The organism is Frankia canadensis (assembly GCF_900197875.1).
In the GTDB taxonomy this organism is placed as follows: Bacteria; Actinomycetota; Actinomycetes; order Frankiales; family Frankiaceae; genus Frankia; species Frankia canadensis.
Genome location: NZ_FZMO01000082.1, coordinates 1 through 14,684, shown reverse-complemented (window position 1 = coordinate 14,684; position 14,684 = coordinate 1). Strand labels below are relative to the sequence as shown.

The 14,684-nt window shown below is 72.0% G+C and carries 10 protein-coding genes; 6 read left to right on the top strand and 4 right to left on the bottom strand.

The annotated features are described in order from the left end of the window. A partial coding sequence (locus C1A33_RS08925) for an FtsK/SpoIIIE domain-containing protein (protein WP_101831050.1) occupies positions 1–3,056 on the top strand: 3,056 nt, incomplete at its 5' end. Positions 3,057–3,206: 150 nt separating this feature from the next. Next, positions 3,207–3,893 (top strand): DUF1998 domain-containing protein, encoded by a 687-nt coding sequence (locus tag C1A33_RS08920; RefSeq protein ID WP_243407338.1) that lies wholly within the window; start codon positions 3,207–3,209, stop codon positions 3,891–3,893. 106 nt (positions 3,894–3,999) lie between these two features. Here the strand turns inward: C1A33_RS08920 and C1A33_RS08915 are convergent, their stop codons facing one another. From C1A33_RS08915 to C1A33_RS08905, 3 genes are all read right to left on the bottom strand, one after another. After that, complete coding sequence (locus C1A33_RS08915) at positions 4,000–4,263, bottom strand: hypothetical protein (protein WP_133150614.1); 264 nt, start codon at positions 4,261–4,263, stop codon at positions 4,000–4,002. A gap of 68 nt (positions 4,264–4,331) precedes the next feature. After that, positions 4,332–5,627 (bottom strand): type II toxin-antitoxin system HipA family toxin, encoded by a 1,296-nt coding sequence (locus C1A33_RS08910; RefSeq protein ID WP_101831048.1) that lies wholly within the window; start codon positions 5,625–5,627, stop codon positions 4,332–4,334. Continuing rightward, on the bottom strand, positions 5,624–5,899 hold the full coding sequence (locus C1A33_RS08905) for a helix-turn-helix domain-containing protein (RefSeq protein ID WP_207770227.1): 276 nt from the start codon (positions 5,897–5,899) through the stop codon (positions 5,624–5,626). Before C1A33_RS08905 ends, C1A33_RS08910 begins: the two co-directional genes overlap by 4 nt. 178 nt (positions 5,900–6,077) lie before the next feature. Here C1A33_RS08905 and C1A33_RS08900 point away from each other — a divergent pair, with 178 nt between their 5' ends. The 3 genes from C1A33_RS08900 to C1A33_RS08885 all read left to right on the top strand — a co-directional run bounded on the left by C1A33_RS08900 (position 6,078) and on the right by C1A33_RS08885 (position 9,740). Further along, on the top strand, positions 6,078–7,625 hold the full coding sequence (locus C1A33_RS08900; RefSeq protein WP_101831046.1) for an MFS transporter: 1,548 nt from the start codon (positions 6,078–6,080) through the stop codon (positions 7,623–7,625). Continuing rightward, positions 7,609–8,211 carry an acyl-CoA-like ligand-binding transcription factor gene (locus C1A33_RS08895; RefSeq protein WP_101831045.1) on the top strand — a complete coding sequence of 201 codons (603 nt, stop codon included), beginning with the start codon at positions 7,609–7,611 and terminating at the stop codon, positions 8,209–8,211. Before C1A33_RS08900 ends, C1A33_RS08895 begins: the two co-directional genes overlap by 17 nt. 1,007 nt (positions 8,212–9,218) lie before the next feature. Further along, positions 9,219–9,740 (top strand): hypothetical protein, encoded by a 522-nt coding sequence (locus C1A33_RS08885; RefSeq protein ID WP_133150613.1) that lies wholly within the window; start codon positions 9,219–9,221, stop codon positions 9,738–9,740. Between the two features lie 37 nt (positions 9,741–9,777). Here C1A33_RS08885 and C1A33_RS37380 read toward each other — a convergent pair whose 3' ends face one another. Next, positions 9,778–13,005 carry a tetratricopeptide repeat protein gene (locus C1A33_RS37380; protein WP_101831043.1) on the bottom strand — a complete coding sequence of 1,076 codons (3,228 nt, stop codon included), beginning with the start codon at positions 13,003–13,005 and terminating at the stop codon, positions 9,778–9,780. 380 nt (positions 13,006–13,385) lie between these two features. Between C1A33_RS37380 and C1A33_RS08875 the strand changes: the two genes are divergently transcribed. After that, on the top strand, positions 13,386–14,639 hold the full coding sequence (locus C1A33_RS08875; RefSeq protein ID WP_133150612.1) for a GDSL-type esterase/lipase family protein: 1,254 nt from the start codon (positions 13,386–13,388) through the stop codon (positions 14,637–14,639). Positions 14,640–14,684 lie beyond the last annotated feature (45 nt).

Genomic DNA, 14,684 nt, shown 5'->3' with positions numbered 1-14,684 from the left:
CGGCCGAGGGCGGGGCCGGCGACGCGGCAGGCAGTCCGCTGACGGCGGCCGTCGACGATCTGGCGCTGGCCGTGAGCCGGCTCCGCTCGCCGTTTCGGCGCAAGCGGCTGTGGATCGCGGTCGCGGTCGCCGCGGTCCGCCGCGCCGACGCGTTGATCGCCCGCGCGGACGCCGGGGCCGACCAGCGTCGCAAGGTCGCCGTCCAGCAGGCGTCGGACGTGCGCGACGAGGCCGTCGAGGCCGCGGCCCGGACCTGGCAGCACGCGCTGGCGCAGCTGTCACTGGCCATCGCGGCGGCCACCGCCGAGCTCGACGGGTACAGCCCGCCGGCCGGCGCGGACTGGAGCGGCTGGAGGCCGGTCGGCCACCCTGTCGAGGGCCTGCGGCTCGGCACCCATCTGCTGGCCGGGGCCGACGGGGAGCGGATCGGCGTGCCCGCGCTGTTCCCGTTCCCCGCGACGACGAACCTCGTGGTGCGCGCGTCTCGCGGCAACGCCGCGCATGCCGACGCGGTGCTGGGCCTGGTCAGCCGGATGCTGGCCTGCGTGCCGCCCGGCCAGCTGCGGCTGTCCGTCGTCGACCCGCTGTCGCTGGGCAGATCGGTGCGGTCGCTCGCCGGGCTCAACTCGGACGACGTCCGGTTGATGGACGATCCGCTCATCGACCCGCGGGCGGTCGAGGACAAGCTCGGCGAGCTGATCGGGCGGATCAGCCGCGTCGACCGTGACCTGCTCGGCCCGCACCGGCTGACCTCGCTCGTCGAGTACAACCACCGGTCCAACGCCCGCCCCGAGCCCTACCACGTTCTGATCATCTTCGACTTCCCCCGCGGTTTCACCACGCCGGACAGCCTCACCCGGCTTGACCAGGTGATGACGAACGGCCCGCACTGCGGCATCTACACGGTGCTCGTGCTCACCGGCGACAGCGAGGACCATCCGCACCATCTGGCGCTCGACGCCGGCGGACGGGCGAGTACCGGTCCGGCCGCGTTCGCGCCGCCCGCCGTCGGCGCCTGGGACCTGGAGCTGGAGCGTCCGCCGGAGCCGACCTGGGAGGCGTCCGCCCAGCTGCGCACGATCGTCGAACGGGTCGCGGACCTCGCCCGCGACGCGAACCGGGTCGTCGTCACGCTCGACTGGCTGCTGTCGCTGGTGCCGCCCGGCGCCCGCCCCGAGGTCGGCGGGATCCCCGGCGTCACCCGCACGGTGCGCGTCGGCGACCCGGGCACCTGGTGGCAGGCCGACGCGGCCGCGGGCCTGGTCATTCCGCTGGGCACCTACAGCCTGGACGACGTGCTGCCGATGTGGCTGGGCGAGGGGGGCCGCCACCACGTGATGGTCGCCGGGATGACCGGCTCCGGGAAGTCGACCCTGCTGCACACGATGATCTCGGCCGCGGCGGTCCTCTACTCCCCCAAGGAGCTGGAGCTCTACCTCATCGACCTGAAGCAGGGCGTCGAGTTCGCGGAGTACGCCACCCGGTCCCTGCCGCACGCCCGGGTGGTGTCCATCCACAGCGACCGGGAGTTCGGCCTGGAGGCGCTCAACCGCCTGTTGACCGAGATCGATACCCGGGCGGCTCTGTTCAAGAAGTACGCCGTGGTGAGCCTCGCCGCCTACCGGCGAGCCCGCGCCCTCGCCGTCTACCAGGCCGAGGACGAGCAGACCGCGGCCGGCGTCGAGGCCGATCCCCTGCTGGCCCGCATCCTGCTCGTCATCGACGAGTACCACGTCCTGTTCGACACCGACGACGACATCGCCCGCCGGGCCACCGAATGCCTGGAGACCCTCACCCGGATGGGCCGCGCCTACGGCATCCACGTGCTGCTCGCCTCGCAGACACCGAGCAGCCCCGTCCGGATGGGCGACTCGATGCGCCAGATGGCCGTGCGCATCGCCCTGCGCTGCGACGACCAGACCAGCCGCCGCATCCTCGCCGAGAACAACCCCGCCGCCACCGAGCTGCGCCCCCAGGGCGAGGCGATCTACAACCCGAGCTTCGGCCAGGTCGGCCGGGACAGCCGCTTCCAGGTCGCCTTCCACGACGAGTCCCTGCGCGTCGCCACCCTCGACGCGCTGCGCGACCGGGCCCGCGACCTGCCGTCCAACCGGGTTCCGCAGGTGTATGACGGCTACCGTCCCGGCGACATCACCCGCGACGGCGAGTTCACCCGCCTGGCCACCGCTGGGGCTGGGGCTGGGGGCGGGTCGGCGGCGTCGCCGTCGCGTGCGTTGCGGCTGTGGCTCGGGGAGCCGATGGGGCTGGCCGGGCCGGTGTCCGTCGAGCTCGCGGCGCGGGCGCAGCGGGGCCTGTTGGTCATCGGCGAGGATGACGAGAACGTCGGCGTGATCGTCGCCGTCCTGACCTCCCTCGCCGCCGCCGGCGTCGGCCGCGGCGGCCCGCCCGGCGCCGACACCGTCTCCGACGCCGTCTCCGTCGTCGACTTCACCCCGCCCGACCACCGGTACCCCACGGTGCACGACGAGCTGACGGTGCTGCTCCCCGGCCTGCGCCACCTCGGCGGCGGCGCACACCTCGCCCACCTCGAGGAACTGGCCGAACTCGCGGAGACCCGGGCGGCCGACGACGACCTCACCGTCGACCTCGTCGCGGACAGTCGCGTCGTCATCCTGCACGGCCTGCACCGCGCCCGCGGCATCGCCCAGGCCCCCGGCGCGTGGAAGGCCAGCGGCCTCGCCGTCCCGCTCGGCACCCTGCTGCAGCAGGGCTCCGACGCCGGCATCTTCGTGATCGCCACCCTGCCCGCGGCCGGCGTGCGCCGCGTCAGCCGCGAGATCCTCAACGAGTTCGGCGTCGTCCTCACCCACCGCTACGGCGAGTCCTTCGACGAACGCATCAACGCGCTGGCCGGCCGCCGCACCGCCCGCCTGCGCGCCGGCCAGGCCCTCCTCGTCGACGACGGCACCCCCACCCGCCTGCGCCCCTACACCATCCCACCCCCCGGCTGGCTCAAGGATTTCGCCCGCACCCTCGGCGACCGCGACCGTCTCCGCGAGCATGTGATCATCGACGGCGACGACCGTTTCCCATAAGCCGCCTATCGGGCCCACTTCCCGCCGGCGGGAAGTAGATGCGGGGGTCAGCGGCACCGTGTCGCGAACTCGCGGCCCCCTGCCCGCTTTGCCCCGGATTACGCGACACGGACCGCCGTGACACTGCCAGAACGCTGCCACCAACGAATCGTGCGGCGCCCTCCGGCGACAGTGGTCGTCCATGGTTTCGGCGCCGAGTACGTCCGCCAGCTCGAGGTTCGCTGGGTGAACGTCGGCCGCACCGTCGAGCAGGGCGCGCAGCGCCTCCTCGCCGGCGTGGAGGTACGGGCGCCGCTGTTCGTGACCTGCCCCGGCTGCGGCGTCGTCCCGACCGCCCAGCCAGGCGTGCGCGACGTGCAGGGCGCGCGCCACCGCGCCTGGTGCCCGCACAGGACGGCCATCGACGTGCCCTGGGCGGAGGTCGCCCTCGGGCGGACGCTGCGCACGCAGGGGGTGCGTATCCTGCTGCCGCCGCAGTTCACCCTCGACCACTTCGCCGGCCCGTCGTTCCGCGCGGCGCTGCTGCTGGGCCTGCGGGAACTGCTCGGCGGCGCGCCCGACCATCTCGACGTCCTCGAGGTGCACCTGCCCGTCGACGGCCAGGACCGCACCGCGCTGCTGCTGCACGACCGGGTGCCCGGCGGCACCGGCTACCTCGCCGACCTTGCCCGCCCCAGCCGCGTCCGCGAGCTGCTCACCGGCGCGCTGGCGGTGCTGCGCGGCTGCGACTGCGCCGACGACGGCCTGCTGGCCTGCTCCCGCTGCCTGCTGCCGTTCACCCCACCGGGCCTGGTCGAACGCACCTCGCTCTCAGCCGGCTGTGGTCACCTACAGTGACTCATTCCGCCGCTCGCCGCTCCAGAGCGGCGCTGTGAAAAACTCCGGTTCTGAAGAGGGCCACGACAAGTCCTCCAGCAGCACGTCAATCCGGAGTCGGCCGACGTCAGTCCGCGGTGTCGTTCTGGCCGGTGATGAACGCGTCGGCGGCGATGGCATCGGCGACACTCGCGCCAATGATCAGAGCAGCCGGAAGGGTCGAGTCCGCCAGCTTCTCCGCCGCCACGCGTGGCAGCCGAAACGTCGCGACCGCCTCACCTGTGTCGCCGCGGGCGACGAAGAGGACCATGTCATCGGGCAGCGGGTAGGCGGTTGCGGAGGTTGCAACCGGCGCATCGTCAACCAGTCGACGGATACTGCCATCCTCCACGGGCAAGCTCCTCCATCATCCGTTCTGGGCAAAGGTGCTGGGCAAAGGGAGGTGCAGAGACTAGCTGACTACCGTGGCGAGGGTGCGATCGGGTCGTCGAGACGTTCTCTCACCTGGTCGGTGTGCCGTGCGATCGGGTCGAGGGAACGGCGTCGCACGTCGTTCGCCTCCGCTGTGCCCACGGCGGTCAGCGCGTCCGAGAACGCGTCGGGGAACGCCTCCGCCATCGCCCTGGCGGTGTCGCGGTACTCGTCGGTTGGGATACCGAGGATGGCCGCCGCCTTGTCCCAGTGCTTGCCGAGGACCTGGCCGAACTTCCGCCGGCCCCCGATGCCGATGGCGACCTCGCGCAGTCCTGCGTCGCCACTGTAGGGAAGGCTGGTCGCGAGATCATAGAGTGGCGCCACGCGAATGTCTTCGGGCAGCAGCAGAAGGGAGATGTTCTTCGCGTGGCCGTCCGGCGCACCGGCGACGTAGTTGAACGCGACGAAGGCGCCGAGAGCCGCTCTTCCCGCGGCTCGATCACGCGCGTTCTGCTGAACGATGCGAACGAGGTCCCGAAGTCCTGGGCCGCCGTGGGCCTCGTACTTCTTCGTCGGCAGCCGTCCACTGGCCGAGCAGAAATCCTCCTGGTGGAGGCGCACCACCGCCTGGTCATCGAGAACCAGGCGATCGTAGCGCTCGATGACGATCGCCGGCTCGTCTGATCCGAAGTAGGTGAATTCGGTGTGGGCGACGTCAAGGCCAAGTGCTCGCGCCGCCCGCATCGTGGCGTGTTCGACGAGCGCCTGATGATGGAGGCGCCCGATCCCGGGCTTGATGACGTGGGTTGTCGCCGCGGAGCCATGAGCCTCGTACCATCCGGTCGGAAGCTTCGCGAGCGCGAACTTCGACTGCTGACCGGGCAGCGACCAGTGCTCGTCCGGCAGCGTCCACGACGCGGCGTCCTCGGTACGCAAGGCCCGGATACGACCGGCAATGTCCTCATCGCTGACTGGACGCGTCTCACCCCCGCGCGACCGCATCTCGTCGACCGCATCAGGTAGGCAGAACTGGACGGCCCCGGGGCAGTCCCAACCCATCTGCGCCAGGATCGCCAGGGTGTCGTCCGGGGCGACGCCCAGGAGCCCGCCCCAGCGCTGACGGGTCCGCGGATCCTCCGGCAGCACACCTTCGAGAAAAGCTCGCACAACCGATCCTCGGTAGGCGCTGCTGGCGAGCGCCATCCGCACGCCGAGAGGCACCGAGCCCGTGGCGAGATAGGAGGGCTCGTAGGTGAACTCCGGTTCGGCCGACTCGGAGCTCTGAGTGACGCGCCCGACCACCTCGTCCTGCATGACAACCAGCAGAATCTTGGTGGTCATCGACGCCTGTCCCGCTCGGCGAGGGCGTCGAGCACACGCCGCTCGCCGTCGGACATCGCGCGTTCCCGCAGGTCCAGGCTCAGACCGAGGGCGCCAAGCACACGGAAGACCGGCTCGATGCTCGCCGCGGGATGACCGTTCTCGAAGCGGGCCAGCCAGGCGCGGGAGACGCCCGCCCGGGCGACGAGGGCCTCCTGCGACAGCCCACGCTCCTTGCGGGCCGCCCGCACCGCAGTGCCGAGCTGCCGCGCGTTCACGATGTTGACCGCCACGGTTCCCGTCAGGTCTGCCTCCCCAGCGCATCAGATCTGTCCACGTTCGTAGACACTACCCGACGTCTACAAACGTGGACAGCCAACCCTCGGCCCGTCTGGAGTACGAGTGGACACCCTAGAAGAAGTGGGGGTTACAATTTTTTGGAGGTAACCGCCGTTAGTTGGGAGCTGTCACATGGGTGCGGTGGGGACACGGCGGTGGTGGGCGTTGGGGGCGGTCAACCTGAGCGTGCTCGCCGTCGGCCTGGACGGCACGGTCCTGTCGGTGGCCCAGCCGACGCTGGCGACGGCGCTCGACGCGTCGCAGTCCGACCTGCTCTGGTTCTCCTCCGGCTACCTGCTCGTGCTGGCCGCGGCGGTCCTGCCCGTGGGCCTTGTGGGTGACCGGTTCGGCCGGCGTGCGGTCCTGCTCGCCTCGCTGGCGCTGTTCGGCCTGGGATCGGTGCTCTGCGCCTACGCCGCATCGATCGGGATGTTCCTGGCGGGACGGCTGCTCCAGGGCCTGGCCGGCGCCGGTATCACGGTGATGGCCCTGTCGGCGCTGGTCGTCCTGTTCGACGAGCGGGAACGACCGAAAGCCGTGGGGATCTACCAGGCGGCGAACTTCGTCGCCCTCCCGCTCGGCCCGATTCTCGGCGGCTGGATGCTGTCGCGGTTCTGGTGGGGCTGGGTCTTCCTGCTCAACGTGCCCGTGGTCGCGCTCGCCGCGTTGATCGGCTTCGTCCTGATCCCGGAGTCGCGGTCGACCCAACGCCCTGGTCTCGACCCGGTCGGCACGGTCACATCCGCGGTGGGACTCGCGATGGTGATCTACGGTCTGGTGCGCGCCGGGGAGCGCGGCTGGGGCAGGCCGGACGCGGCGGGATCGATGGCCCTCGGAGCTGTCGTGGTGGCCGGGTTCGTCTGGTGGGAGCACCGGCTCGGTCGGTTGCCCGCCGGCCAGCCGCTGATCGACCCGCGGCTGCTGCAACCTGGGCCGTTCCTGTGGGGGTCGGCGCTGGCCGCGGTCGCCGGCCTCGCGATGATCGGTGTGCTGTTCACGTTGCCTCAGTACTTCCAGGGCGTGCAGGGAACCGACACCCTCGGCAGCGGCGTGCGCCTGCTTCCCCTCATCGCCGGTATGGTCGCCGGTGCCGGACTTGCCAGCCGCCTGGCGGAGGCGGTCACCGCACGGGTGGCGACCGCGCTGGGATTCGTCGTCCTGGCCGCTGGTCTCGCCCTGGGAGCCACCGCCACCCCGACCTCCAGCACCGCGTTCACCGCTGGCTGGACGGTGCTCGTCGGCGCGGGAACCGGACTGGCCCTCGCCGCGGCGACCGCGGCGGCGCTGGCCAGGCTGTCGGCCGAACGCAGCGGCACCGAATCCGCCGTCGTACAGGCGTTCAACAAGACCAGCGGCCCGCTCGGCACAGCGATCACAGGCAGCATCCTCGTCGCCGTCTACCACGCCCGACTCGACAGGGCCGGCCTGCCGGCGACGGCGGCCGAGAGTGCGCGCCGGAGCCTCTACGACGGCACCGCCGCGACGGCCGGCGTGCCCGAACTGCACCGGGCAGTCCGCGGGGCGTTCGTCGACGGGATGAGCGCCGCGTTGCTGGGGTCGGCCGCGATCGCCACGCTCGGCGCCGTCATGGCCGTGGCCGTCCTTCCCGGCCGTCGATCCCGTAGAACGGAAGCCGGCCAACCGACCGAGGAAGGGACCGCCGATGCCGTCGCGCACTGACCGGGCAACACCCGGACTGCGAGAACGCAAGAAGGCAAGGACCCGGGCCGCCATCCAGAGCCACGCCCTACGGCTGTTCCGCGACCAGGGCTACCAGGCCACGACCATCGAACAGATCATCCACGCCGCGGAAGTCTCCGAGACGACGTTCTTCCGCTACTTCCCCACCAAGGAGGGCGTCGTCCTCCAGGACGACCTCGATCCCCTGATCATCGAGGCATTCCACCACCAACCCCCGGACCTCTCACCTGTCCAGGCGATACGGGCCGCGATCCGCCACCAGTTCGACGCCCTCACCCCCGACCAGAGACAGGCGATACAGGAACGCACATCGCTCATCGTCGCCGAGCCCGCCCTGCGCGCCGCCATGCTCGACCAGATCTCCCAGGCCACGCTCCTGCTCGCGGACGCCATCGCACAACGCACCGGGCGCCCGAAAGACACTCTCGCCGTGCGCACCATCGCCGGCAGCGCCATCGGCGCCATGCTCGCCACGCTGCCCGCCCTGGCCGACGACCCTCACGCGGACCTGCCCGCCCTCGTCGACGAGGCACTCGCCTACCTGGAAGCCGGACTGCCCGTTTGACGCAGCGCCCCGAACCGATGCGCCCAACAGCCGAGCCCCGGACGGCACCACGCGGCAGGAACGGCTCGATACTCGGCGCAGGATGACCGTTCTCGAAACGGGCCAGGGCCAGCCATGACCGGTATCGGTGGTGTGCTGCCCGTAGAGGGCGCGGACCTCATCGAGAGTGAAGTCGTTCAGCCGCAGAGACGTCACCGTGATGTTGAAGGGGCTCGGTGAGGTGAGCCTGGTCGGATCCCCGCCGGAGGCGACCTTGTATTCGCGGACGTCACGAAGGCCGCAGAGGGCGATCGACGAGGGAAAGCCGGAAGGCCGGTCGCGATAGCCGTCGCGCAGTTGACCGAGGACGCTGAGCAGGGTCCGCCCGCTCAGCGCGTCAATCTCGTCGAGGAACAGCACCAGCGGCTTCGGGCAGGCCTCGGCCCAGGCGGCGAACGCATCGGACAAGAGCACCTCATCCCAGCTGTCCGGCCATGGCGGGGGACGCAGATCGGCCGGCAGGTTGGTCCGCGCGGTGCGCCTGGCGCGTCCGAGGATCGCCCGGCTGGCCGCACCGACGTCATCCGGCCAGGGGCGCCCGGCCTCCATCGACAGCACGATCGCCGCGTAGCGACCGCCGGCGGTCAGATCCGCGGCAAGGGCCTGCAACGCTGTCGTCTTGCCGGTCTGCCGCGGGGCGTGCAGGACGAAGTAGTTCTCCCTGGCTACCAGGACGGGCACCTCGGGCAGCCGCTCGGACGCCGGGATCATGAAATGCCGGCCCGGCACACACGGCCCAGCCGTCCCAAAGCTGCGAGTTACCATCCACCTCTCTCCACACTCCGCGCGACTGATCACAACCTTACGGAACCCACGGCGGACGTCCGCTGACCCACTGTCACCCGAGCCCGTCGTCTCGGCCCCGCCCCGCCCAGGTCCGTCATGGCAGGCGCCTCCTTCCCAGGCCGCATGTGCTGCGAGCACTGCGACGCGGGGGCAGCGGCCCACCGCAAACCTGTCGCAGTGGGATGATTACCGGCGGTGCCAGTGACAGGAGGATGACCGTGTCCGATGCCCCGACCGATCCCGGCCCCGAGCACGCCGAGAGCGACCCGGCCGACCGCGCTGCCGCCCCGACCGACCCCTCCTCGACCGGTCCCGCGGGACCGTCCGACCCGCCGACCGACGACGGCCGCCCCCCGCTGCGCCCGGTCGACTGGGACGGCTCGTTCAGCCGCACCTGGAATTCCCGCTATGCCAACGAGGTCATGAACCGCTTGGCCGCAGAGCACGAGTTGGAGTGGGATGAGCGCGAACACGATGAGAGGATGCGCGAGTTCCGCGACAAGGCGAACGCCGAGGCCGATGCGCGCGACGCGCGGGCACGTGAGGAGCGGCAACGCGCCTGGGAACGCGCTCTGGATGAGGCGACCAGTGCCGACGACGCCCGATCCCGGCTGTTCGACAAGCTTGACCGCCTGGACCGCTCCTCCGGCGTCGCGGAGGCTTCCCCAGAAGCAGATGACCACGGTTCCAGCGACGGGCGCTGAAGGCCGTCAAAGTCCTACTCGACGGGACACCGATGGATTAGGGGCCGGGGCGTTGGCGACCAGCGTCGTCTATCTTCGGCCTTTCGGTCAGAAATGGCTGTTCGGAACGTTGCGGATGCTCGGCGGGAACCTGCCGGCTCGCCTCGGTGAGGGTACGACGGGCGCGGATGGTGTCCGGGTGGAAGGGGCCGTGCTCGCGCAGCGCGTCGTTGGCGGCGTCACGGTAGAGGGGCACGGCATCGCCGTGCCGTCCTGCCTGGCGGTAGGTATCAGCCAGCGTGCCCCGGCTGGCACGGGTGTCGGGGTGCTCCGGGCCCAGCGTGTGGCGGTGGATGGCGTGGACACGTTCCTGAAGGGTGACGGCCTCGGGTAGTCGTCCCGACTGGCCGTACACCTCGGCGAGGGAGGTGGCCGTGCGCAGCGTACGGGCGTCGGCCGAGCCATGGGTGCGGTCGCGGACGGTGAGCTGACGTTCCAGGTGGTGGCAGGCGGCCTCCGACTGGCCGGTGGCCCGGTACAGCGCGGCAAGATCGTCGCGGGCACCCATGGCGCGCGGATGCGCCGGGCCGAGGAGGCGTTCGCGCTGGTCGAGGATTCGCTCGAGATGCGGTGCGGCCTCTCCTGGGCGGCCAGCAGCGAGGTACGCCTCCACAAGGCGCTCGCGGCTCCGCGTCGTCGCGAGGTGGTCGGGGCCGTGCAGGCGCTCGCGTCCGGCGAACGCGCGCTCGAAGAGCGGCGCGGCGTCCACAGGTCGTCCGGCCTTGAGATGGGTCCTGGCGAGTGCGTGCACAGACTCGAGGGTCCGGGGATGGTCGGGGCCGAGGACCTGGGCGCGGTCGGTGTGGGCGCGGGTGAGTTCGTGGGTTGCGTCAGGGAAGCGTCCGGCCTGGTAGTAGGTGAGGCCGAGCTGGTGGCGGCTGTCGAGGGTGTCGGGGTGGTCGGGGCCGAGGACGCGGTCGCGGGCGGCGAGGGTGGGTTCGGCCTGGGCGAGGGCGTCGCCGGTGGAGCCGAGCCGCCCGTAGGTGACGGCGAGATTGTGGCGGGTGTCCAGCGTTCCGGGGTGGTCGGGACCGAGGACGCGGTCGCGGGCGAGGAGGGTCGGCCGGAGGATGTCCGCGGCCTCGCGGGTCCGGCCGGCGTCAGCACGGATGACGCCGAGGTCGTGGCGGGATTCCAGGCTGGCTGGATGGTCAGGGCCGAGGATGCGTGTGCGGTCGGCCAGGTTGCGCTGGAGGGTCTCGTCCGCATGGTCGAGGTAGCCCGCTCGCTGATAGGCCCACGCCAGCGTCTCGCGGCTGGTGAGGGTGTCGGGGTGGTCGGGGCCGAGCACTCGTCCGCGATCGGCGGCGTTGCGTTCGGCCAGCGGGCCGGCGACGGACAGGTGGTCGGCGTTCAGGGCGGCACGGATGTGCGTTTCGCGGGCTGCGAGCGTGGTGGGGTGGTCGGGGCCGTGGAGTCGTTCGTGGGCGGTGGCGGCGCGGGCGGCGAGGGGTTCGGCGGTGGCGGCGTGGCCGTGTTCGGTGAGGTAGGCGGCGGCGTGTTCGGCGAGCCAGGCGGTGTGGGGGGTGTCGGCGTCCGGTGGGGTGGCGTCGAGGGTGGCGAGGGCGTGGGGGAGGAGTTCGCGCCAGGCGGGCCAGGCGTCGGGGGTGGCGGTGATCCGCTCGGGCAGGGCGGTGTGCAGCAGGCGGCCGAGGGCGTCGACGAGCTGGTCGGCGTGCTCGGGGCTGGTGTCGGCGCGGACGGCGGAGCGGACCAGGACGTGCATGCCCAGCGCGGAGCCGTCGCGGTGGGCGAGGCCGGCGCGTTCCACCTCGGCGACGGTGTCGGCCAGGTCGAACGGGTCGCGGGCGGCGGCGCGCAGCTCGGCGGTGGGGATCGCGTCGGGATCGGCGGTGAGCAGGCGCAGCGGCAGCGGGACGGTGCTGTCGCCGTGCGCGGCGAGGCGTAGCAGCTCGCCGGCGGCGGGTGCGTCGGCGGCGAGGCGGCGGATCGGCTCGGTCCACAACGTGGCCGCCGTGACGCCGGGTCGGCCGGGCACCTCGCCCTGGCCGAGGACGACGAGCGGCCGTTCGACCAGAGCCGCGAGGTAGGTCTCGGCGGGGGCACGGGCGCGGTCGATGCGATGGGCCGCCTGGTCGAGTGCCAGGGGATGATCGCCGAGCTGGGCCGCGATCCGCCCGGCGGCCGTCCGGTCGACCGCAGGCAGCCGGTTGACGAGCAGGGCCACCGACTCCGCCCGTTCCATCGGCCCGAGCGGCACCACGGTGGCCGGCGCACCGTCCCCGTCCAGGCCTGCGCGCCAGGCCGCCCCGAGCCCGGTCCAGTCGTCGGCGCGTGAGGTCACCAGCACCCGGCCTGCGCCGGACGACGGCCGCAGCCAGCCGGGCAGCTCCGCGGGACCGGCCGCGTCGTCGAGGACCAGCAGCCAGCGCCCGTCGGCGGCGTCGAGGCGGGCCAGCACGGCCGCCGGTTCCGCGTGCGCCGGCAGGCCCAGCGCGGGCGCGAGGCCGCGCACCCGCTCCCCCACCAGCTCCGGGCGCCCCGCCGGCACCCACCACACCGCGTCGAAGTCCGCCCGTCGCGCCCGGACGTACTCGACGGCCAGGCTCGTCTTTCCGATCCCGGCCAGGCCCGTCACGGCGACCAGCGGGGCCGAGCCCATCGCGTCGCCGAGGCGTGTCAGCGCCCCCGTCCGCCCGACGAACGGCGCGGCCGGCCGCGGCACGTTCCACACGGCCGGCAGCTCCCCCGGAAACACCGTCCCACCGGCACGTTCGCGTCCGGCGGTTTCCGGGCGGGCACCGGAGGCGAACGTGCCGCCGTCGCGCGCCGTCTCCGGCCGGCGGGGTTCGCCGAGCAGCGCGCTGAACAGGGCCGCCCGCGCGGCCAGTTCGCCGCGGCCGGCCAGGTCGATCGGGGCGAGCTGCCCCAGCAGCCCGGGGATCGGCCGGTCCGTGACTCGGGCGACGAGCAGCCGGCGTTCCCCGTCGAGCACCCGCGGCGACCAGGCCGCACCCCACTCCGCCGGCGCCGTGGGTGACGCCAGATAGCCGTCCGAGACGACGGCGATCGTCTGCCGCGCCTGCCGGATCACCCCGTCCAGCCAGGAGACACGGTGGGTGCCCGGCACGGCGTCCCACGCGCCGAACCGCACCCGGTAGCCGGCGTCCACCAGGGTTGTGGTGATCCACTCGGCCCAGCCGAGCCCGTCCTCGGCGCAGGACACGAAGACGTCGAGAGCGCGACCATCGCCCCCGCCCGTCACCCGAACAGGATCCCACAGTCACGCAAACCAGATGTGGACGGCCGAACTCCGCACACAGCGGGCCTGACGGGCAGGCCGGCTGGTCGGCGAGCGCCGCGCGCACACCCGCCGTCGAGGCCTCCTCCGGTGCCAGAAATCACGGCTACGCACGCGTTCCCCCCTGCTGGGGATGCTCGGGGATACCCGATCGCGACCAGAAAACCGAACAAAGTGCTCTTTCTTGACAGTTCGGACGGCCGCCCTTAAAGTCAATTCTCCGACGTCCTGATCCGCCGCTTTGCGGGCTTCCAGGAGGGCAGTTGACGAAGAAGTCGACGTATCGGCGCGCACGGCACAGTCGATACGCCCTCGTCCTCGTCCTCGCCCTCGCGCTCGCGCTGGTGTTCAGCTACCTGTCGGTCGCCGCGGCCCCCGTAGCGAGCGCGGCGCAGACCGGGATCGTGGAGCTGGCCGAATCCGCGGTGCCCGCATCCACGGTTCCGGCCACCAGCACCCAGGCGCCCGGCGGCACAACGCTGCTGGCCGGCCAGAGCCTGCGATCCCCGGACGGTGTTTGGTCGCTGACGATGCAGGACGACGGGAATGCCGTTCTGTATGGCCGCGGCCATGTCGCCAGATGGTCGACGGAAACGAACGGAACCGACGGTTCATCGCTCGAGATGCAGCCGGACGGAAACCTTGTCCTCTACGCGCCCGGCCGCCGCCCGCTTTGGGCCAGCGGCACGCAGGGCCATCGCGGCGCCTGGATGGAGCTGCAGAACGACGGCAATCTCGTTCTCTACGCTCCCGGCCGGGTCGCGTTGTGGGCGACCGGCACGCATCCCCGCACGACCTATGTGGCGCTGGGCGACTCCTATTCCTCGGGCGAGGGCAACCCGCCGTTCGATTCCGGCACGGCGACCCTGAAGGATCCCTGTCACCGCAGCCAGCAGGCCTGGCCACGCCTGCTGGGCGTCGAGGTTTCCGGCCAGATCGCCGCGAACGGCCACCTGGCCTGCTCGGGAGCAGTCATCGACGACGTCCTCAAACGCGGGCAGCATCCAGGCTCCATCGACGCGACGCCGCAGGTCACCCGGCTCGCGGCCATCAACAGCAAGACCCCGGTCGGCGTGGTAAGCGTGACGATCGGCGGGAACGATCTCGGATTCAGCCGCACGCTCGCGGCCTGTTTCCTGATCGCCTGCGTGCGCCATCCCGCGGATGAGGCGCCTCAGATCGATGCTGTCGCCACCCGGATCCGGCAGGAGGTCGTCCCCGCTATCAGGCAGGCCGCGCCTGAGGCCCGCGTCATCGTCGTCGGCTATCCCCGGATCGTTCCGCGGCCCGGCACGCAGATCGCCGGCTGCCGCTGGCTCTCCGCTACCGAGATCCTCCATCTGAACCAGGTCGAGGACTATCTCGACGGCCAGCTGCGCGCCGCAGCCACCGCGGCCGGCGCGACCTACGTATCGGTCGCCGGCGCGCTCGCCGGCCATGAGCTGTGCACGAAGGAACCGTGGATCTTTCCCATCGGCCTGTCCGGCGGGAACCTCCGCGGCCATCCCCTGCCCGCCGGCCAGCGCGCCATGGCCGCCATCGTGGGCACGCAGGCGGGTTATCCCATCCGCCCACCTGCGGGTACCCCCGCGGTCTGACCCGTCGTCTCGGCGGCGGGCTGCGGCGAGGCGGCGGGCCGGGTG

Excerpts from the sequence above, each read along its gene's own strand:
- C1A33_RS08910 (WP_101831048.1), bottom strand. The coding sequence starts at position 5,627 with ATGACCACCAAGATTCTGCTGGTTGTCATGCAGGACGAGGTGGTCGGG.
- C1A33_RS08885 (WP_133150613.1), top strand. The coding sequence starts at position 9,219 with ATGATTACCGGCGGTGCCAGTGACAGGAGGATGACCGTGTCCGATGCC.
- C1A33_RS08895 (WP_101831045.1), top strand. The coding sequence starts at position 7,609 with ATGCCGTCGCGCACTGACCGGGCAACACCCGGACTGCGAGAACGCAAG.
- C1A33_RS08900 (WP_101831046.1), top strand. The coding sequence starts at position 6,078 with ATGGGTGCGGTGGGGACACGGCGGTGGTGGGCGTTGGGGGCGGTCAAC.